This is a genomic window from uncultured Kluyvera sp. (assembly GCF_902485085.1).
In the GTDB taxonomy this organism is placed as follows: domain Bacteria; phylum Pseudomonadota; class Gammaproteobacteria; order Enterobacterales; family Enterobacteriaceae; genus Kluyvera; species Kluyvera ascorbata.
Genome location: NZ_CABTJS010000026.1, coordinates 69,061 through 88,620, shown reverse-complemented (window position 1 = coordinate 88,620; position 19,560 = coordinate 69,061). Strand labels below are relative to the sequence as shown.

The 19,560-nt window shown below is 56.3% G+C and carries 16 protein-coding genes; 8 read left to right on the top strand and 8 right to left on the bottom strand.

Annotated features, from left to right (window positions below):
• Positions 1 to 185: 185 nt before the first annotated feature.
• Positions 186 to 848 carry a fructose-6-phosphate aldolase gene (fsa, locus tag RDN66_RS04330; protein WP_202216173.1) on the bottom strand — a complete coding sequence of 221 codons (663 nt, stop codon included), beginning with the start codon at positions 846 to 848 and terminating at the stop codon, positions 186 to 188.
• 133 nt (positions 849 to 981) lie between these two features.
• Here fsa and RDN66_RS04325 point away from each other — a divergent pair, with 133 nt between their 5' ends.
• From RDN66_RS04325 to RDN66_RS04310, 4 genes are all read left to right on the top strand, one after another.
• Positions 982 to 1,884: a glycyl-radical enzyme activating protein gene (locus RDN66_RS04325; protein ID WP_202216174.1), complete on the top strand. Its 903-nt coding sequence runs from the start codon at positions 982 to 984 to the stop codon at positions 1,882 to 1,884.
• A gap of 4 nt (positions 1,885 to 1,888) precedes the next feature.
• Positions 1,889 to 4,321, top strand: a complete 2,433-nt coding sequence (locus tag RDN66_RS04320; RefSeq protein WP_308537579.1) for a formate C-acetyltransferase/glycerol dehydratase family glycyl radical enzyme — start codon at positions 1,889 to 1,891, stop codon at positions 4,319 to 4,321.
• A 188-nt stretch (positions 4,322 to 4,509) separates the two neighbouring features.
• Complete coding sequence (locus RDN66_RS04315) at positions 4,510 to 5,325, top strand: Cof-type HAD-IIB family hydrolase (RefSeq protein ID WP_202216176.1); 816 nt, start codon at positions 4,510 to 4,512, stop codon at positions 5,323 to 5,325.
• Positions 5,326 to 5,532: 207 nt separating this feature from the next.
• On the top strand, positions 5,533 to 6,798 hold the full coding sequence (locus RDN66_RS04310) for a DUF1479 domain-containing protein (protein WP_202216177.1): 1,266 nt from the start codon (positions 5,533 to 5,535) through the stop codon (positions 6,796 to 6,798).
• Here the strand turns inward: RDN66_RS04310 and RDN66_RS04305 are convergent.
• Positions 6,765 to 7,925: a LacI family DNA-binding transcriptional regulator gene (locus RDN66_RS04305; RefSeq protein ID WP_202216178.1), complete on the bottom strand. Its 1,161-nt coding sequence runs from the start codon at positions 7,923 to 7,925 to the stop codon at positions 6,765 to 6,767. The genes RDN66_RS04310 and RDN66_RS04305 overlap by 34 nt on opposite strands.
• Before the next feature lie 243 nt (positions 7,926 to 8,168).
• Here RDN66_RS04305 and RDN66_RS04300 point away from each other — a divergent pair, with 243 nt between their 5' ends.
• From RDN66_RS04300 to RDN66_RS04290, 3 genes are all read left to right on the top strand, one after another.
• On the top strand, positions 8,169 to 9,470 hold the full coding sequence (locus RDN66_RS04300; RefSeq protein WP_202216179.1) for an MFS transporter: 1,302 nt from the start codon (positions 8,169 to 8,171) through the stop codon (positions 9,468 to 9,470).
• A gap of 14 nt (positions 9,471 to 9,484) precedes the next feature.
• Positions 9,485 to 11,851, top strand: a complete 2,367-nt coding sequence (locus RDN66_RS04295) for a TIM-barrel domain-containing protein (protein ID WP_202216180.1) — start codon at positions 9,485 to 9,487, stop codon at positions 11,849 to 11,851.
• A gap of 107 nt (positions 11,852 to 11,958) precedes the next feature.
• Positions 11,959 to 12,201 carry a hypothetical protein gene (locus RDN66_RS04290; RefSeq protein ID WP_202216181.1) on the top strand — a complete coding sequence of 81 codons (243 nt, stop codon included), beginning with the start codon at positions 11,959 to 11,961 and terminating at the stop codon, positions 12,199 to 12,201.
• Between the two features lie 180 nt (positions 12,202 to 12,381).
• Here RDN66_RS04290 and RDN66_RS04285 read toward each other — a convergent pair whose 3' ends face one another.
• Both RDN66_RS04285 and RDN66_RS04280 read right to left on the bottom strand, forming a co-directional pair.
• Entirely contained in the window at positions 12,382 to 12,696 is a 315-nt protein-coding gene (locus tag RDN66_RS04285; RefSeq protein WP_202216182.1) for a hypothetical protein, read from the bottom strand.
• A 165-nt stretch (positions 12,697 to 12,861) separates the two neighbouring features.
• Positions 12,862 to 14,457, bottom strand: a complete 1,596-nt coding sequence (locus tag RDN66_RS04280; RefSeq protein WP_035892284.1) for an ABC-F family ATPase — start codon at positions 14,455 to 14,457, stop codon at positions 12,862 to 12,864.
• A gap of 218 nt (positions 14,458 to 14,675) precedes the next feature.
• On the opposite strand from RDN66_RS04280, the gene ldtB reads away from it, so the two are divergent.
• Positions 14,676 to 15,596, top strand: a complete 921-nt coding sequence (gene ldtB / locus RDN66_RS04275) for a L,D-transpeptidase (protein ID WP_035892291.1) — start codon at positions 14,676 to 14,678, stop codon at positions 15,594 to 15,596.
• Positions 15,597 to 15,694: 98 nt separating this feature from the next.
• On the opposite strand, the gene RDN66_RS04270 is transcribed toward ldtB, so the two are convergent.
• The 4 genes from RDN66_RS04270 to mntR form a co-directional block, all read right to left on the bottom strand.
• Positions 15,695 to 16,411: a GntR family transcriptional regulator gene (locus RDN66_RS04270; protein WP_035892283.1), complete on the bottom strand. Its 717-nt coding sequence runs from the start codon at positions 16,409 to 16,411 to the stop codon at positions 15,695 to 15,697.
• 15 nt (positions 16,412 to 16,426) lie between these two features.
• Entirely contained in the window at positions 16,427 to 17,803 is a 1,377-nt protein-coding gene (locus RDN66_RS04265) for a glycoside hydrolase family 1 protein (protein ID WP_202216183.1), read from the bottom strand.
• A gap of 144 nt (positions 17,804 to 17,947) precedes the next feature.
• A complete protein-coding gene (locus RDN66_RS04260) occupies positions 17,948 to 19,060 on the bottom strand; it encodes an anion transporter (RefSeq protein WP_202216184.1) in 1,113 nt (370 codons plus the stop codon).
• Positions 19,057 to 19,530 carry a manganese-binding transcriptional regulator MntR gene (mntR, locus tag RDN66_RS04255; RefSeq protein WP_035892280.1) on the bottom strand — a complete coding sequence of 158 codons (474 nt, stop codon included), beginning with the start codon at positions 19,528 to 19,530 and terminating at the stop codon, positions 19,057 to 19,059. The genes RDN66_RS04260 and mntR overlap by 4 nt, the downstream gene beginning before the upstream one ends.
• Positions 19,531 to 19,560 lie beyond the last annotated feature (30 nt).

Genomic DNA, 19,560 nt, shown 5'->3' with positions numbered 1-19,560 from the left:
TTAACGGAATAACGCTTGCTTACTATGACCGGAAAAGCCGTAGTATTATCCGGATAGACTAGGAAAGTGTTACCTATGTTCCCGGTCTGAAGTGTTACCTATGTATCCGGTCGTACAGAAGCGACGCCGGGAATCGGCTCCGAGCTGCCCCGGGGTCGGCATCAATGCCTCACCCGGGCTACGCGTTACAGCGACGTACGTCCAAATGCCGTCTGCCAGTCCTGTTCAAACTTCGCGACTGCCGCATCGACCGCCGGATAGCTAACCAACTGCTGTGCCACATCAAGCGGCAGCGTGATGGACTGGCAGCCTGCCAGCAGGCAGTCCAGCGCCTGGCGCGGCGTTTTAAAGCTCGCGGCCAGCACTTTCGACTGTGGTGCGTGCAACGTCAGCAGGTCCTGCAATTCACACACCGTCTGAATACCGTTGCCGCCCTGGGCATCTACGCGGTTGACGTAAGGCGCGACATATTCCGCCCCCGCCAGCGCCGACAGCAGTCCCTGCGCCGCACCGTAAACGGCAGTACCGAGCGTCGGGATCCCTTCCGCTTTCAGCAGCTTAATCGCTGCCAGACCTTCCGCCGTCACCGGCACTTTCACGACCAAATCCGGAATAATCGCCCGCAGCTTGTGTGCGTCCGCCACCATGCCATCCGCCGTGGTCGCCATCACCTGGGCAAACAGACGGCCTTTACCGCCCATGGCGTCCAGCAATTCTGGCAACAGCGCATCCAGCGGCGTCTTACCTGCCGCCACGATGCTTGGGTTAGTCGTCACGCCAGCTAGTGGAAATACGCGCGCCAGTTTTTTGACTGCGGCGACGTCGGAGGTGTCGAGATAGAGTTCCATGATGTGTCCTTAAACCGTGATATTGAGCATGGAATAACACTACCACAGCAAAACCTCTTCTTAAGTTGATGCACGTCAAGATAACTTTCATTCGAAAGTATTTTAATCTTTATACGAAAGATGAGGGCAGCATATGATTTTCAATATTCAGCGCTATTCCACCCACGATGGTCCAGGCATTCGCACCGTAGTCTTCCTGAAAGGATGCTCGCTCGGCTGTCGCTGGTGCCAGAACCCCGAAAGCCGCTCCCGCGAACAGGATCTACTGTTCGACCCACGTCTGTGCCTGGATGGCTGCGACCTGTGCCAGAAAGCCGTGCCGTCGGTCATTGAACGTGCGCTTAACGGGCTGGTTATCCATCGGGAAAAGCTGGATGACGCCCACCTTGCCACGTTGACCACCTGCTGTCCAACCCAGGCGTTGACCGTCTGCGGGGAAGCAAAAAGCGCTGAAGAGATTATGACCACCGTGCTGCGCGACAAACCGTTTTACGACCGCAGCGGCGGCGGCATGACCCTTTCCGGCGGCGAACCGTTTATGAACCCGGAACTGGCGTTTACGCTGCTAAAAAGCGCTCACGACCAGGGGATTCATACCGCCGTTGAAACCTGTCTGCACGTGCCGTGGCGCTACCTTGAGCCCGCGTTGCCTTACATCGACCTGTTCCTGGCTGACCTCAAGCATGTCGATGAAGCGCGCTTTAAGCAGTGGACCGACGGCTCAGCAAAGCGCGTGCTCGACAACCTGAAACGACTGGCCGCCGCCGGCAAACAGGTCACGCTGCGCGTGCCGCTGATTCAGGGCTTTAACGCCGACGAAACCTCCATTAAAGCGATTACCGATTTTGCCGCCGACGAAATGCCCGGCGTGCGCGAAATTCATTTTTTGCCTTACCACACGCTCGGCATCAATAAATATGCCCTGCTCGGCCTTCCCTACTTCGCACCCGATAAGCCGCTGAATGACCCTGAGCTGCTGGATTTTGCTCAACAGTATGCCGGTGAAAAAGGGTTAACAGCGACACTACGAGGATAAAACGATGACCACTCTGAAACTCGATAAACTGACCGACCGCATTCAGGCCCACAAAAACGCGCTGGTGCATATCGTGAAGCCGCCGGTGTGTACCGAACGTGCGCGTCACTATACCGAAGCCTATCAGCAGCATCTCGACAAGCCGATTCCGGTACGCCGCGCGCTGGCGCTGGCCCATCACCTCGCAGAACGGACTATCTGGATCAAACACGACGAGCTGATCATCGGTAACCAGGCAAGTGAAGTGCGCGCCGCGCCTATCTTCCCGGAATATACCGTCAGCTGGATTGAAAAAGAGATCGACGATCTGGCGGATCGCCCAGGCGCAGGCTTTGCGGTGAGCGAAGAGAACAAACGCGTACTGCACGAAGTATGCCCTTGGTGGCGCGGCCAAACCGTACAGGACCGCTGCTACGGGATGTTCACCGACGAACAAAAAGCGCTGCTGGCAACCGGTATCATCAAAGCCGAAGGTAACATGACCTCCGGTGATGCCCACCTGGCGGTGAACTTCCCGCTGCTGCTGGAAAAAGGCCTCGACGGTATGCGCGCGAAAGTGGCCGAACGCCGCACCCGCATTAACCTGACCGTGCTGGAAGACCTGCACGGCGACCAGTTCCTGAAAGCTATTGATATCGTGCTGGACGCGGTGAGCCTGCACATCAAACGTTTCGCTGAACTGGCGCGCACAATGGCAGCCGAAGAGATTCGTGAAAGCCGTCGCGATGAACTGCTGGCGATGGCGGAAAACTGCGACGTGATTGCCCACGAGCCGCCAAAAACCTTCTGGCAGGCGCTGCAGCTGTGCTACTTCATTCAGTTGATTCTGCAAATTGAGTCCAACGGCCACTCGGTGTCGTTTGCCCGCATGGACCAGTATCTCTACCCGTACTACCGTCGTGACGTTGAACTGGAACAAACGCTGGACCGCGAACATGCTATCGAGCTGCTGCACAGCTGCTGGCTGAAGCTGCTGGAAGTGAATAAGATTCGCTCCGGCTCGCACTCCAAAGCCTCCGCCGGTAGCCCGCTGTATCAGAACGTCACCATCGGCGGCCAAAAACTGATAAACGGCGAAGCGTTGGACGCGGTGAACCCGCTCTCCTATGCCATCCTCGAATCCTGCGGACGTCTGCGCTCCACCCAGCCAAACCTGAGCGTGCGCTACCACGCGGGCATGAGCAACGACTTCCTCAACGCCTGCGTACAGGTGATTCGCTGCGGCTTCGGCATGCCAGCGTTCAACAACGATGAAATCGTTATCCCGGAATTTATTAAGCTCGGCGTCGAACCGGAAGATGCCTACGACTATGCGGCAATCGGCTGCATCGAAACCGCCGTCGGCGGCAAATGGGGCTACCGCTGTACCGGCATGAGCTTTATCAACTTTGCCCGCGTGATGCTGGCGGCGATGGAAGGCGGCCGCGATGCCACCAGCGGTAAGGTGTTCCTGCCACAGGAGCACGCGCTGTCGCAGGGCAACTTCGCCAACTTCGAGCAGATGCTGGCCGACTGGGACACCCAGATTCGCTATTACACCCGTAAATCGATTGAGATTGAGTACGTGGTCGACACCATGCTGGAAGAAAACGTGCACGATATTCTGTGCTCGGCGCTGGTTGACGACTGTATCGAGCGGGCGAAAAGCATCAAACAGGGCGGCGCGAAGTATGACTGGGTTTCCGGCCTGCAGGTGGGTATCGCCAACCTCGGCAACAGCCTGGCGGCGGTGAAAAAGCTGGTCTTCGATCAGGGTCTGATTGGTCAGCAGGAGCTGGCAAAAGCGCTGGCGGAAGACTACGACGGCCTGACCCACGAGCAGCTGCGTCAGCGTTTGATCAACGGCGCGCCGAAGTACGGCAACGATGATGACAGCGTCGACACCCTGCTGGCCCGCGCCTACCAGACCTATATCGACGAGCTGAAGCAGTATCACAACCCGCGCTACGGCCGTGGTCCGATTGGCGGCAACTATTACGCAGGGACGTCCTCTATCTCTGCTAACGTACCGTTTGGCGCACAAACCATGGCAACGCCGGACGGCCGTAAGGCAAAAACGCCGCTTGCCGAAGGCGCCAGCCCGGCTTCCGGTACCGATCATCTCGGCCCAACGGCGGTGATTAGCTCCGTGGGTAAACTGCCGACCTCCGCTATTCTTGGCGGCGTGCTGTTAAACCAGAAGCTGAACCCGGCAACGCTCGAGAATGAGAGCGATAAACAGAAGCTGATGGCGTTGCTGCGCACCTTCTTCGAGGTGCACAAAGGCTGGCACATTCAGTACAACATCGTGTCGCGCGAAACGCTGCTGGAAGCGAAGAAACATCCGGATCAGTACCGTGATTTAGTGGTGCGCGTGGCGGGGTATTCGGCGTTCTTTACCGCGCTGTCGCCGGATGCGCAGGACGATATTATTGCCCGTACGGAGCACACGCTGTAGTTCGGTTTTTCCCCCTCACCCTGACCCTCTCCCCAATGGGGAGAGGGAACCGATCGGCGTTGTCGATAAGCAGTTAGCCCGGGCGAACATAGTGACCCTGGGTTTTCTTTCGAATGAAATAAATTTGTGCTTTAGCTCACATTGTAATTAAATTGTTTCTGGCCGAAGTTACCCCAGGAGCATCCCGCATGACCGTTAAAGTTATCGTCACAGATATGGACGGAACTTTTCTTAATGACGCCAAGACCTATGACCGTTCACGGTTTCTGGCGCAGTTTGAACAGCTTCAACAGCGTGGCATCGAATTCGTCGTTGCCAGCGGCAACCAGTATTACCAGCTGATTACCTTCTTCCCTGAAATCCGCGATCGCATCTCTTTTGTCGCCGAAAACGGCGCGCTGGTGTACGAACACGGGCAACAGCTTTTCCACGGTGAGCTGACAAAGCATGAGTATCAGGTGGTGATTGGTGAACTGCTGAAAGACCCGCAGATGTACTTCGTCGCCTGCGGTCTGGAGAGCGCTTACATCAGCGAAAGCGCCCCGGATGCCCTGGTCGAACTGATGTCCAAACACTACTACCGCTTAAAGCGCGTGGCGAACTTCCACGACGTCGACGACAAGATGTTCAAATTCTCGCTGAACCTGCCGGACAGCGATATTCCTGAGCTAATTGATAAGCTGCACGTCTCTCTCGACGGTATTATGAAACCCGTCACCAGCGGCTTCGGCTTTGTCGATCTCATTATTCCGGGCCTGCACAAAGCCAACGGTATCAGCCGTCTGCTGAAACGCTGGCAGCTTTCGCCGCAACAGTGCGTGGCGATTGGCGACAGCGGCAACGACGCCGAAATGCTGAAGCTTGTGAAGTACGCCTTCGCCATGGGCAACGCGGGCGAAAACATAAAAGCCATCGCCGACTACCAGACCGACGATAACAACCACGACGGCGCGCTGAATGTGATTCAGGCCGTGCTGGACGGCTCCGCACCTTTCTCTTCCTGAAGGTAGCCCGGACAAGGCGCAGCGCGCCGACTCCGGGGTCTCTCCTGACTGACTATTCTTGTGCCTTCCCGGCGTCGCTGCGCTCGGCCGGGCTACTGCTCCCCTTCGTGATCTAATGCAAGAATTTAAACTTGCATTAACTTTATTTTAACTTAAAGTATCACCTGTAATGCATTTCACTTTCGAACGAAAGATTGCGAGGTTGATATGACGATGACATTTACCCACGAGACGCTGCCCGCTGACCCGAAAGCGGCGATTCGCCAGATGAAGCAGGCGCTGCGCGCACAGATTGGCGATGTGCAGGCGGTATTTGACCGTCTGAGCGCCACCATTGAAGCCCGCGTGGCAGAAATTAACGCGCTGAAAGCTGAGGGTCAGCCAGTATGGCCGGAGATCCCATATGCAGAGCTTGCCGCCGGGAAAATCACGGACGCGACTCGCGCTGAAGTGAAACGCCGCGGCTGCGCGGTGATTAAAGGTCATTTCCCTCGCGAACAGGCGCTGGCCTGGGATCGTTCGATGCTCGACTATCTCGACCTCAACCGCTTTGACGACGTCTACAAAGGGCCAGGCGACACCTTCTTCGGGTCGCTTGATGCATCACGCCCGGAAATTTATCCCATCTACTGGTCACAGGCGCAAATGCAGGCTCGCCAGAGCCCGGAAATGGCGAAGGCGCAGTCGTTCCTGAACCGCCTGTGGCAGGTTTCAAGCGAAGGTAAGCAGTGGTTTAACCCGGATATCAGCGTTATCTACCCGGACCGTATTCGCCGCCGCCCACCGGGCACCACGTCAAAAGGTTTGGGTGCGCATACCGACTCCGGTGCGCTGGAGCGCTGGCTGCTACCGGCCTACCAGCAGGTGTTTGCCAACGTGTTTAACGGCAATATTGAACAGTACGATCCGTGGAACGCCGCGCACCGCACCGATGTGGAAGAGTACACCGTGGATAACACCACCAAATGCTCGGTATTCCGCACCTTCCAGGGCTGGACGGCGCTCTCCGATATGATTCCCGATCAGGGATTGCTGCACGTGGTGCCGATTCCCGAAGCGATGGCCTACGTACTGCTGCGTCCGCTGCTTGATGACGTTCCGGACGACGAACTGTGCGGCGTCGCGCCGGGCAAAGTACTGCCGATTTCCGAGAAGTGGCACCCGCTGTTAATCAGCGCGCTGACCGCCATTCCCGCCATTGAGGCCGGGGATTCAGTATGGTGGCACTGCGACGTAATTCACTCGGTGGCACCGGTCGAAAATCAGCAAGGCTGGGGTAACGTGATGTATATTCCGGCAGCACCGATGTGCGCGAAAAACCTCGCCTACGCCCATAAGGTGAAGGCTGCACTCGAGCGCGGCGCCTCGCCGGGCGATTTCCCGCGTGAAGACTACGAAGCCGACTGGCAAGGGCGTTTCACCCTCGCCGACCTCAACATTCACGGCAAGCGCGCGCTCGGTATCGACGGCTGATTGTCGTATAGCCCTTCCCGCTCCACGGCGGTGTGCCCTTTTCCGGGGCGCACCCGTCTGACCGATTCCCGCACCGCCAGCCGCCCATGCAGCAGCAGCGAGCCGACCGGCGCATCCGGGCGAATTAACCGCTGTTGCAGCATCTGCACCGCCTCAACGCCCAGCTCATCGCGCGGGACGTGAACCGCCGTTAGCGGGACATCTTCAATCGCCGCCAGGTTAAAACCGTCGATGCTCATTACCGAAACGTCCTGCGGCACGCGCAGCCCGCGCTGGCGCAGCGCGTTGATGGTGCCTGCCGCCATAAAATCACCACCGACCAGGAACGCCGTCGGCATCGGGCGGCTACCCAATGCGTCAAGCCACGCCCCCACTTTCTCTTCCGCCCCTTTGGCGCTAAAGCTGCCAATATTGAGCAAATCACGCTCGTGTTGAAAAACGAGATTGTGCTGCCGCCACGACTCTTTAATGCCCGCCAGCCGCTGCTCCATGGTGTAGCGGCGCAAACACATCACGTTCATCACTTCGCGGTGGCCCATTTCAAACAGATAACGGGCGGCAAATGCGCCGATCGTACGGTGATCCGGCGCGATGGCAGGCAGTCGCATGCGATCGTCGCGGCAGTTGATCAGCACGCAGGGCTTGCCGAGATCGGCCGCCAGATCGTGAATATGGGGATCGTCAATGCCCAGCAAAACGGCGGCCTGCGTCTCCATTTCATTCATGCGCGAGAGAAATAACGCGGGATCGCTGTCATTTTCCTCCAGCGGACAATAGCGCAGACGGACTTCGTGCGGTGCCAGCGCCTTGCTGATGCTCTGAATCACGCGGTAGTAAAAGATATCCGAGCGTTCATCAAACGCCCGCGGCGGCGCGAAGATTATCAGGTTGTTCAACAGCATGCGGCCTGCTGCCATGCCGTCCATTACCCCCAGCTCACGGGCGCAAGCCAGCACCTTTTCTCGGGCGCGGTCGCTGGTGTTGGCCTTCCCTGCCAATACCCGCGAAACGGTGCTGGCGGAGAGCCCGGTTCGCGCGGCAATTTCCGCGATTTTTAGCTTCTTTTCCATTATGTGATCCGCCTCTAATTCAGAAATGAAAAAATTTTCATGACATAAAAACCGCATGCTGATGGGCTTTGAATGCTTGTACGTAATCTATATCAACCAGTTATGAAAAAACGTGCACAAAACCCGCTTTCCCTCGCTTTTATTGTCTCCTACTGTGAATTGGTAGAACAACTTCCATACAAGAACGGTGGAAGTGAACGCAAACAAAAATGATAACAATCAAAACGTTAATAAAAGTGGTGTGACAACTCTCCCACGCAGTTGGCGCATCGTCCCCTACATCATCCTGTGGAGAACCCTATGAGCCAGGGTATCAATAATGATATGGCCGTCAGCAAAACGCGCCGCGTAGTGAAAAATCTGCGCTGGTGGATGCTGGTCCTCTTTTTACTCGGCGTGACCGTGAACTACATCACCCGTAACTCGCTGGGCATTCTGGCCCCAGAGCTGAAAACCAGCCTTGGGATCACCACCGAACAGTATTCGTGGATAGTCGGGGCATTCCAGATTGCCTACACCCTGTTCCAGCCGCTGTGCGGATGGTTGATTGATGTGATTGGCCTCAAGCTGGGCTTTATGATTTGCGCCAGCCTGTGGGCACTGGCCTGTCTGCTGCATGCGGGGGCCGGAAACTGGATACATCTGGCGATGCTGCGCTTCTTTATGGGCGGCGCGGAAGCAGCGGCAACCCCGGCAAACGCTAAAACGATTGGCGAATGGTTCCCGAAATCCGAGCGCCCGGTAGCGGCAGGATGGGCGGGCGTAGGCTTTTCTATCGGCGCAATGCTGGCACCGCCGATCATCTACTTTGCTCACGCCTCTTTCGGCTGGCAGGGCGCATTTATGTTTACCGGCCTGCTGGCGCTGGCCTGGGTCGTGCTGTGGTGGGCGTTTTACCATAACCCGGACAAACACCCGAACCTGGGCAAGGCCGAGCTGGACTATATCCGCCAGGATAACGAAGCGCCGCCGGTCAAGCTGCCGTTCCTCACTGCGCTGAAAACCGTCGGCAAAAACAAACGCTTCTATGGCATCGCGATCCCGGCATTTATGGCGGAACCGGCCTGGGCCGTATTCAGCTTCTGGATGCCGCTCTACTTCGCCAAGCAGTACAACATGGATCTCAAGCAGATCGCCCTGTTCGCCTGGCTGCCTTTCCTCGCCGCCGATCTCGGTAGCGTCGCCAGCGGTTACTTAACCCGCCTGTATGTGCGTCTGTTTGGCTGCTCACGCGTTAACTCCACCGTGGCAAGCTCCGTGACCGGCGCGTTCCTGATGGTCTCACTCGCCGTGGTCGCGCTCACTAAAGATCCTATCGTCGCCGTGGTGCTGATGTCGATTGGCGGTTTCGGCCACCAGATTATCTCCTGCATGCTGAGCGCACTGGTGGTGGAGTCTTTCGATAAAGGCCAGATGGCGACCGTGAACGGTATGCGTGGCTCCGCCGCGTGGATCGCGAGCTTCATCTTTTCCCTGATTATCGGGGTGACCGCCGACAAAATCGGCTTCAACCCGCTGTTTATCGCCATGGGTTTCTTCGACCTGATTGGCGCCATCTTCCTGGTTTCTTTTATTGCTGAACGTCGCGCAAAACGCGCCTGAGAGTGGATGTAGACATGAAAACGCTGAAAAACTGGACCCTGCAAAAACAGTCAACCCATCACGTCGAGCTGCTGGTCGACAGCCAGCACACGCTGTGCCTGTACGTGCTGGAAGAAAATCTGTTCCGCGTACTGTTAAAACGCAAAGGCGAGCTGGCGCTGGATCGCACCTGGAGTATCGCCCCATCGCAGGATGTGCCGTGGGAAGGGCGTGACCGTGAGGATCTCAGCGGCTTTACCCTGCCGGCCTGGACGCTGAGCCAGCAGGACGACACCATAACGGTGACGACCGACTCCCTACGCGCCACTGTCCACCAGCCGCTGTGGATCGAATGGCACTACCGTAACGCCGAGGGCGAATGGCAGCCGCTGGTAAACGATCGCCCGACCAGCGCCTATCTAGTCAATGCCCACGGCGACGGCGTGGCGCACTATCAGAGCCGCCGTAAAGATGAGCGTTTTTATGGCCTTGGCGATAAAGCCGGGGATTTACAGCGTGGCGGCAAGCGTTATGAAATGCGCAACCTCGACGCAATGGGTTACAACGCGGTCAGCACTGACCCGCTGTACAAACATATTCCGTTTACCATCACCCGCCGCGACGACGTGAGCTTCGGGCTGTTTTACGACAACCTCAGCAGCTGCTGGCTGGATCTCGGTAACGAAATTGATAACTATCACACCGCCTACCGCCGCTGGCAGGCCGAAGCCGGGGATATCGATTACTACCTGTTTACCGGCGAGCGCGTGCTCGACGTAACCAAAGCCTTCGTTCGTTTGACCGGTAAAACGCTGTTCGGGCCAAAATGGAGCCTCGGCTACAGCGGTTCCACCATGCATTACACCGACGCGCCGGATGCGCAGAATCAGCTAATGAACTTTATTCGCCTGTGCGATGAGCATGCCATTCCGTGCGACTCGTTCCAGCTCTCTTCCGGCTACACCTCGATTAACGGCAAGCGCTATGTGTTCAACTGGAACTACGACAAAGTGCCGCAGCCGAAGGTGATGAGCCAGGCGTTCCACGATGCCGGTCTGCATCTGGCGGCGAACATTAAGCCGTGCCTGTTGCAGGATCACCCGCGCTACGGCGAGGTGGCGGAACAGGCGCTGTTTATTCGCGATTCCGAAAGCGACGGCCCGGAGCGTTCCAGCTTCTGGGACGATGAAGGTTCACATCTCGACTTCACCAACCCGCAGACCGTGGCCTGGTGGCAGAACGGCGTTACCGGTCAGCTGCTGGAGATGGGCATAGATTCGACCTGGAACGATAACAACGAGTTTGAAGTCTGGGACGGCGAAGCGCGCTGCCACGGCTTTGGCAAAGAGATTGCCATCAAGCATATTCGCCCGGTGATGCCGCTGCTGATGATTCGCGCCTCAATGGAAGCCCAACAACGCTTTGCGCCGAACAAGCGTCCGTACCTGATTTCCCGTTCCGGCTGCGCCGGGATGCAGCGCTACGTGCAGACCTGGAGCGGCGATAACCGCACCAACTGGGATACCCTGCGCTACAACACCCGCATGGGGCTGGGCATGAGCCTGTCTGGCCTCTACAACCTCGGGCATGACGTTGGCGGCTTCTCCGGCGATAAACCGGACCCGGAACTGTTCGTGCGCTGGGTACAAAACGGCGTAATGCACCCGCGCTTTACCATCCACTCCTGGAACGATGACCATACCGTCAACGAACCGTGGATGTACCCGGCCATTACGCCAGCCATTCGCAGCGCGATTGAACTGCGTTACCGCCTGCTGCCTTACTTCTACACGCTGCTGTGGCAGGCACACGCCGACGATGAACCGATGCTGCGCCCAACGTTCCTCGACCACGAGCACGATGAACAGACCTTTGCGGAGTGCGACGATTTCCTGCTCGGCCGCGATATTCTGGTCGCAAGCGTAGTGGAAGAAGGCGAGCGCGAGCGCCGCGTCTGGCTGCCGGATAACGAGGCTGGCTGGTACGATTTTTACACCAGTGAGTGGTTCAGCGGCGGCCAATGGATAACTCTCGACGCACCGCTAGAGAAGCTACCGCTGCTGGTTCGCGCCGGGGCCGGTATTCCAATGAGCGAGCGCATTACCTTTGTGAACGCCGCCGAGGATACGCAGCGCGAGCTCAAGCTGTACCCGCGGAAAGGTATGGGCAGCACGTCTGGCCTGCTGTTTGAAGATGACGGTGAGTCGTGGGGATACCAGCAGGGCAACGCGCTGTGGCTGGAATGGGAAATGGTCTGCACCGGCAGTACCATTGACCTGAAGGTCAACGCGCGCGGCGATTATCGTCCAGCGTGGAAGGCGCTGAAGGTAACGCTGCCTGACGGGGAAAAACGTCAGCTACTGATTAACGGCGTCGCCGCTGAAGAGTGGATAACCCGCTGATTGTTTTCCATTGGTAACAAAGCACGCCATGAGTGTAACCGCTCATGGCGTTTTTTTTGTGCTCACTATACCTTCAGAATGCCCTCTCAATTTGCGGACCCAAAAGTATGAAAATAGTGACCACGATGGCAATGGCATTACTGCTCAGCTCTACCAGCGCATTGGCCTTCCAGGAGCGCCCTTTGCAGGAAACCGCTGCGCAAAATCCTCAAACGAAAACCACGGCACTGAGTCGTTTCTCTGACGACGACGATGGTTCTATCGCACAGGCATACGGCCCGGCGACGTTCAGCAGCCCCTCTGACGCCAGCAACGGTTTTCCTCTACCGGTAATACATCACCACCGATAATCGCTCAACGCCGGGCAGCCGTTTACCCTGTCCGGCTTGTTTAAACCTACCAGCCCAAACGGCGTGTCTTTCACGCCGCCGCAATCAAAAAACCAATCAGCACACCGTACAAAACGACATTGACCACCAGCAGCATAATGATCATCAGCATCTGCTCCGTTCAAGGGTTGAGCGGTAGGGTTAACTTTTGACAATGGCCAGGCGAATAAAAGTCAGCATCGCCACGCTGCACACCAGCCAGTTTCGCACCCCGGTCAGCAACGCTTTTCGCCGCCGCCAGACCTCGGTATGACTTCGTCGTCGACAGTGCGCCAGACACTCTTCAATCACGTCCTGGCGGGTGATGTTGCTAACTACCCGGGTACCAAAATGTTCCGCTTCTACGTCGTTTTCTATCCGACTCATCGTTATATAGAAAACGGGGCCGCGCTGCCGTATCTGGTAACGATAAAGGGTTCTGTCGTCCGTGCTGGAGTAAAGCATGAATTCTTGCATCGCCTCTTCCGCCATCAATGAATGTGCGGGAGTCATTTCTTCATAAAATTGTGCAGGAATTATGGTGTGGCGGGGGTTTCGAGAGATTGTTGATGAATTGTTTGTTAGCAGTTATGTCGCCAAAAACTCCCGATGGCACTCGCGCCATCGGGATGCGATACGGGATTAACCGTCGATACCTTTGCTGCGCAGGTAATCTTCGTAGTTGCCGCTGAAGTCCACCACGCGCTCTGGGGTAATTTCAATCACGCGGGTCGCCAGTGAGCTGACGAACTCACGGTCGTGGGAAACGAAGATCAGGGTGCCCTGATACATTTCCAGCGCCATGTTCAGTGATTCGATAGATTCCATATCCAGGTGGTTGGTTGGTTCATCCATCACCAGAATGTTTGGTTTCTGCATCATCAGCTTACCGAACAGCATACGGCCTTTCTCACCACCGGAGAGCACCTTCGCAGGCTTTTTGATATCGTCCTGGCTGAACAGCAGACGGCCAAGGAAGCCACGTACCACCTGCTCGTCGTCGCCTTCCTGTTTCCACTGGCTCATCCAGTCAAACACCGACAGATCGTTATCGAAATCTTCGGCGTGATCCTGCGCGTAGTAACCAATGCTAGCGTTCTCGGACCATTTCACGGTACCGCTATCCGGCGTCAGTTCGCCCACCAGAGTTTTCAGCATGGTGGATTTACCCACGCCGTTGGCACCGATAATGGCAATCTTCTCGCCGACTTCCATCATCAGGTTGAAGTTTTTAAACAGCGGGCCGTTATCAAAGCCTTTGCTCAGCGCTTCGACTTCCAGCGCGTTACGGAACAGTTTCTTCTCCTGTTCGAAACGGATGAACGGGTTCTGACGGCTGGAGGCTTTCACTTCGTCGAGCTTGATTTTGTCAATTTGACGGGCACGAGAGGTCGCCTGACGAGATTTAGAGGCGTTGGCGCTAAAGCGGCTAACGAAGGATTGCAGGTCAGCAATCTGCGCTTTTTTCTTGGCGTTGTCCGCCAGCAGACGCTCACGCGCCTGGGTCGCTGCGGTCATGTACTCGTCGTAGTTACCGGCGTACACGCGCAGTTCACCGTAGTCGAGGTCAGCCATGTGGGTGCAGACCATGTTCAGGAAGTGACGGTCGTGCGAAATGATGATCATGGTGCTGTCGCGTTCGTTCAGCGTCTGCTCCAGCCAGCGGATGGTGTCGATGTCCAGGTTGTTCGTTGGTTCGTCGAGCAGCAGGATGTCTGGGTTAGAGAACAGCGCCTGTGCCAACAGCACACGCAGTTTCCAGCCTGGCGCGACTTCGCTCATCAGACCGTAGTGCTGCTCCAGCGGAATACCCACGCCCAGCAGCAGTTCACCGGCGCGTGATTCCGCGGAGTAACCGTCCATTTCGCCGTAAAGCACTTCGAGATCGGCCACTTTGTAGCCGTCTTCTTCGCTCATTTCCGCCAGACCGTAGATACGGTCGCGCTCTTGTTTCACTTCCCACAGTTCGCCGTGGCCCATAATAACGGTGTCGAGTACGGAGTACTCTTCGAAGGCGAACTGATCCTGACGCAGCTTACCGATGCGTTCGTTCGGATCGAGGGAAACGTTGCCCAGCGTCGGCTCTAAGTCGCCGCCGAGGATTTTCATAAAGGTAGATTTGCCGCTCCCGTTTGCGCCAATCAGGCCGTAACGGTTGCCGCCGCCAAATTTGACGGAGATGTTTTCGAACAGCGGCTTACTGCCAAACTGCATGGTAACGTTGCTAGTAACTAACACGGGAGTATCCTGAAGAATGTGACAAACCGCCTATTCTGCCACAATTGAGAATAAAAAGCGCCCGCCTTCGCCAGTGACTAAACTGTAACTCAAGTGAAAAAAATGTGATTTCGTACACATCCGAATTCCCTGCGACAAGGAATGCACATATAATGCGCTCCTACCAACAGTCTGAATTCTCAAACAACCGCTGTAATGGCACTGATACCTCGCACAACATGAACATGAAATTAACTACGCTTTTCGCTGCGGCGCTTGCTGTCGTAGGCTTCTGTAATACGGCATCGGCGGTTACGTATCCGCTGCCAACCGATGGGAGCCGCATTGTCGGTCAGAATCAGGTCATCACGATCCCTGAAGACAATAAGCAACCGCTGGAATACTTCGCGGCCCAGTACCAGATGGGTCTGTCTAACATGCTGGAAGCTAACCCTGGCGTGGATACCTACCTGCCGAAAGGCGGTAGCGTGCTGAACATCCCTCAGCAGCTGATCCTGCCGGACACCGTGCATGAAGGTATCGTCATTAACAGCGCAGAAATGCGTCTGTACTACTATCCGAAAGGCACCAACACCGTGATCGTGCTGCCAATCGGTATTGGCCAGTTGGGCAAAGATACGCCTATCAGCTGGACCACCAAGGTAGAACGTAAGAAAGCGGGCCCAACCTGGACACCAACGGCGAAAATGCACGCCGAATATGCCGCAGCCGGTAACCCGCTGCCAGCCGTCGTTCCTGCTGGCCCGGATAACCCGATGGGTCTGTACGCGCTGTATATTGGCCGTCTGTACGCCATCCACGGCACCAACGCTAACTTCGGTATCGGCCTGCGCGTGAGCCACGGCTGCGTGCGTCTGCGTAACGAAGACATCAAATTCCTGTTCCAGAACGTGCCTGTTGGTACGCGCGTACAGTTCATTGATGAGCCTGTGAAAGTGACTACCGAACCAGATGGCAGCCGCTTCATGGAAGTTCACAACCCGCTGTCCACCACCGAAGCGCAGTTTGAAGGTGGCGAAACCGTACCGGTTGTGCTGACTAAAGCCGTGCAGAGCGTGACCAGCCAGCCTGACGTTGACCAGAGCATCGTTGACCAGGCGGTTAAAAACCGTTCCGGTATGCCGGTTCGTCTGAACTAATTGCCTGACATTTCCCGGTGGCGCTTCGCTTACCGGGCCTACACGAACATCGTTCGGGCGACAAAACAAAAATGGCGGGTTAATCACCCGCCATTTTTTTATCCATTATTGACTATCACGATGCCACCATGGTCGTAGCGATAGTGGCAGTGCGCGTACTCCAGCGGCGTGCCGTCATCCAGATAGATAACCTGCTCCACTTCCAGCACCGGGTCGCCGGGTTCACAGCTTAAATGCTGCTGATCGAGCGCGTCGGGTTTAATCGCCCGCACCACCCGATACGATCCCATCATCTTCAGGCCCAAATTTTCCTGCACATAGCGAAACACCGAACTTTCAAGGTGCGTTTTGCTTAACCCCGGCACCAGCGACACCGGCATCACGGTGATATCCAGCGACAGCGGTTCGCCGTTGAGCAGACGCAGGCGCACAAAATCATAGACCGGCGCATCGGCGTTAATCAGCAGTGAGGCCTGCTCTTTTTCCGTAGGAAAGCGCAGTTCAAAGCGAATCACCTGGCTTTCCACGGTGCCAAGATGTTCCCAGGTTTCCGTCGCCCCGGAGTAGTCGGTTCCGGGAACGTCCCACTGGGAGAGTTGCAGGAAATTCTTACGCACAAACGTGCCCTGCCCCTGGCGGGTATACACCAGCCCTTCGACGATCAACTGGCGCATGGCCTGCTGTATCGTCATCCGGCTGGTACCAAACTCCGCTGCCAGCGCAAACTGGTCGGGTAATGGTTCAGAGGCGGAATACTGCCGACTGATAATCCGTTTTTTAATTTCCCGCGCTATCGCGATGTATTTCGCCGCCATTACCCACTCCCATTGTTACATCTCTTCGCCGTTGCTATGAATCGCTTTTTTCAGCCATTCATAGCTTTTCTTCGGTACACGCTTCAGGTCTTTCAAATCATGGTTTTCACGGTTGACGTAGACCACACCGTAACGTTTACGCATATCGCCCTGCGAGCTAAGAATATCAATCAGCCCCCAGCCGAGATAGCCAATGACCTCTGCGCCATCTTCAAACATCGCCGCTTTCATGGCGTTAATATGGTCGCGATGATAGGCAATGCGATAGTCATCCTCGATGATGTTTTCACCATCCCAGGATTCGATCACCCCAATGCCGTTCTCAATCGGGAACACCGGCAGACGCCAGTCATTGTAATAGCGCGTAATGATACTGCGAAAACCGAGCGGGTCTATCTGCCAGTTCCACTCAGTGGCTTTCAGATACGGGTTCGGCGTGTCGCCAAACAGCATATAGTTGTTCACCGCCGTGCCTTCCGGGATAGCGTCGCTGTTGAGCGTGCGGCTGGCATAGTAGCTAAAGGCCATGTAGTCGTTTTTCATGGTCGCCAGCACCGCCAAATCTTCCTCACGATAGATGTCGTCAAAGCCGGACTGTTTAACGAAGTGCATGACTTCCGGGCTGTAGCCCTCGCCAGCAAAGGCGCGCAGCAGGTTCTGGTTGAAGAACTCATCAAGCTGCTGAGCGCAGAAGACATCGCGTGGCTTGCAGGTGGCCGGATAAACCTGGGCGTGCGCCAGCATCCCGCCCATCAGCTTGCCCGGTTTGGTGTCGTGCAGGTAGTTCGTGAGGTGAGCGTGGGCCATCATCACGTGGTGCTGAATTTCATAAAGCTCGCGCAGGGTTTTGTCGCCGCGCATATAGCCGGAGATCAGGAACGTTTCCGGCATGTGGTAGAGATTTTGCTCGTTAAAGGTCAGCCACCAGGTCACCTTGTCGCCGAAGCAGTCGATCACTTTCTTACCGTAGCGGATAAACGCTTCCATCACGCGACGGTCGGTAAAGCCGTTATATTTTTCCGCCATCGCCAGAGGCATATCGAAATGGTACAGGCAGATCATGGGCTCAATGCCGCGTTCGATCAGCGCATCGATAAAACGGTCGTAAAAGGCAATGCCCTCTTCGTTGAATTCGCCGTCGCCGGTTGGGCATACGCGGCTCCAGGCAATCTGGAAGCGATAGCAGTTCATGCCCAGATCTTTCATTAAATCAAAATCTTCTTCATAGCGATGATAAGAATCTGTCGCCACCTTCCAGTCAGAGGCGAACTCTTTCGGTTCGCGAATATCGTAGACCGACATCCCCTTGCCGCCTTCATTCCAGGCGCCTTCGGTCTGCATGCTGGAAACAGAGTTGCCCCAGAGGAAGTTGGCGGGCAGTGATGATTTCATGGTTCGGCTCCTATATGACTAGTCATTTAAATTTCATGACTAGTCATATAACGCGAAGACGAAAAAGTGCGCAACCTCGAAGATCGTTTTTTGTGAGTCGGAGAGGGTTTTTCCCGGCGGCGCTTCGCTTGGCCGGGAGAAAGATCAGCGGAGGAGCAACAGCAGCCCGTACCCCACCGCCGCTGCCCACAGCAGCATCGGAATAGAGTACAGATGAAAGCGCCACCAGATACGTCGGTCCGCCGCCATGCGCAGGGCAATCAGGTTTGCCAGCGAGCCGGGCAGCAGTCCGAAACCCCCCACGTTTACCGCCCATGCCAGCAGCAGCGACGGCGGCACGTAGTTGAGCAGGAGAATGGTCGATGGAACGTTACTGATGACCTGCGAAAGCCCAATCGCCGTCAGCCACAGCGGCCCATCAGAGAGCCCACTCACCCCGCTTAATACCTGATGCAGCGCCGGAAGCTGGGTAAGCAAATGGACATCGATAAACATCGCCATAAACACCAGCAGCAACGTCCAGTCCACGCCGAAAACCACGCGCCTTGCCAGCAGCAGAAAACCAACGGCGACAATCACCAGGCCCCAAAGCTCCTGCTTCATCTCGAGCGCGGTGAGAAAGACGAGGTAGAACGCCAGACAGCTCCACACCAGACGCGGCTGCCAGGACGGCGTGATATCACTGCTTTGAAACTGTAACTTTTTCGCCGGAAAGCAAAACCAACACAGCACCAGCAGCGTGACCATCATCGCCAGCGCCAACGGCAACATTTGCAAGGTAAACGCCGGAAATGAGAGGCCCGAGCGCCCCCATAGCAAAATGTTCTGCGGGTTGCCGATAGGCGTTAACAGCGACCCGGCGTTGACCGCCAGCGCCTCGAAAATAATCAGCCGGTTAATCGGCAACGCGCACCATTTTTTCAGCGTTAAGGTCAGCGGCACCACGATAAACAGCGCCACGTCGTTGGTCAGAAACGTTGAGAGCAGCGCTGCCGCCAGCACCATAAACAGCGCTAGCTGCCGCTCAGTGGCAAAGCGGCGCGCCATTTTGCGCCCAAGGACATCAAAATAGCCGCTCTGCTCTACCCCTTTGGTAAGTAGCATCAGGCCGCTCAGGGTAATGATGGTGTGCCAGTCAATCGCCGCAGGCCAGCTTGACGGCATGAAGGGAACGAAAAAGCTCAGCAGAACGCCGACGATAATCAGCAGGTGCAAAAAACGGTCGCGAGCCAGCGACCGTATAAAAGGGAGGTTCATTCAGCGTGTTGCCCGTGCTTCTGGGTAAACTGGCGGAACATATCGAGCGTCTCTTCGCTGACGTGATGCTCAATGCCCTCCGCGTCGCGACGGGCAGTATCGGCGCTGACGCCCAGCACCAGCAGAAAGTTTTCCACCACCTGATGACGCTCGCGGCTCTCCTGCGCCAGCTTTTCCCCTTCCGGCGTCAGAAACACCCCGCGCCATGGAATCTGTTCAATCAGCCCTACACCCGCCAGACGCTTGAGCATTTTGGCGACCGTTGGCTGCGATACGCCAAGGCGAGCGGCCATGTCCACCTGTCGCGCTTCCCCTACTTCACGGATCAAATCAGAAATCAGCTCAACATAGTCGTCAATCAGCTCCCGACGATGCGCTTCCCGCACCTGACGGAACCCTTCGACGTGTTCCTCAACGTTCACCAGCTGCGTCGCTTTTTTTGTTGTTGGCGTACCTGCGCGGCGGCTCATAGCACTTCCTCATCTGTGTGACGCCTGAAC

Bases quoted from the DNA above. Each gene is read 5' to 3' on its own strand.
- RDN66_RS04265 (WP_202216183.1), bottom strand. From the start codon at position 17,803: ATGAAATCATCACTGCCCGCCAACTTCCTCTGGGGCAACTCTGTTTCC.
- RDN66_RS04285 (WP_202216182.1), bottom strand. From the start codon at position 12,696: ATGCAAGAATTCATGCTTTACTCCAGCACGGACGACAGAACCCTTTAT.
- RDN66_RS04315 (WP_202216176.1), top strand. From the start codon at position 4,510: ATGACCGTTAAAGTTATCGTCACAGATATGGACGGAACTTTTCTTAAT.
- RDN66_RS04325 (WP_202216174.1), top strand. From the start codon at position 982: ATGATTTTCAATATTCAGCGCTATTCCACCCACGATGGTCCAGGCATT.
- RDN66_RS04270 (WP_035892283.1), bottom strand. From the start codon at position 16,411: ATGGCGGCGAAATACATCGCGATAGCGCGGGAAATTAAAAAACGGATT.
- RDN66_RS04320 (WP_308537579.1), top strand. From the start codon at position 1,889: ATGACCACTCTGAAACTCGATAAACTGACCGACCGCATTCAGGCCCAC.
- RDN66_RS04300 (WP_202216179.1), top strand. From the start codon at position 8,169: ATGAGCCAGGGTATCAATAATGATATGGCCGTCAGCAAAACGCGCCGC.
- RDN66_RS04290 (WP_202216181.1), top strand. From the start codon at position 11,959: ATGAAAATAGTGACCACGATGGCAATGGCATTACTGCTCAGCTCTACC.
- fsa (WP_202216173.1), bottom strand. From the start codon at position 848: ATGGAACTCTATCTCGACACCTCCGACGTCGCCGCAGTCAAAAAACTG.
- RDN66_RS04260 (WP_202216184.1), bottom strand. From the start codon at position 19,060: ATGAACCTCCCTTTTATACGGTCGCTGGCTCGCGACCGTTTTTTGCAC.
- mntR (WP_035892280.1), bottom strand. From the start codon at position 19,530: ATGAGCCGCCGCGCAGGTACGCCAACAACAAAAAAAGCGACGCAGCTG.
- RDN66_RS04295 (WP_202216180.1), top strand. From the start codon at position 9,485: ATGAAAACGCTGAAAAACTGGACCCTGCAAAAACAGTCAACCCATCAC.
- RDN66_RS04310 (WP_202216177.1), top strand. From the start codon at position 5,533: ATGACGATGACATTTACCCACGAGACGCTGCCCGCTGACCCGAAAGCG.
- ldtB (WP_035892291.1), top strand. From the start codon at position 14,676: ATGAACATGAAATTAACTACGCTTTTCGCTGCGGCGCTTGCTGTCGTA.
- RDN66_RS04305 (WP_202216178.1), bottom strand. From the start codon at position 7,925: ATGCGGTTTTTATGTCATGAAAATTTTTTCATTTCTGAATTAGAGGCG.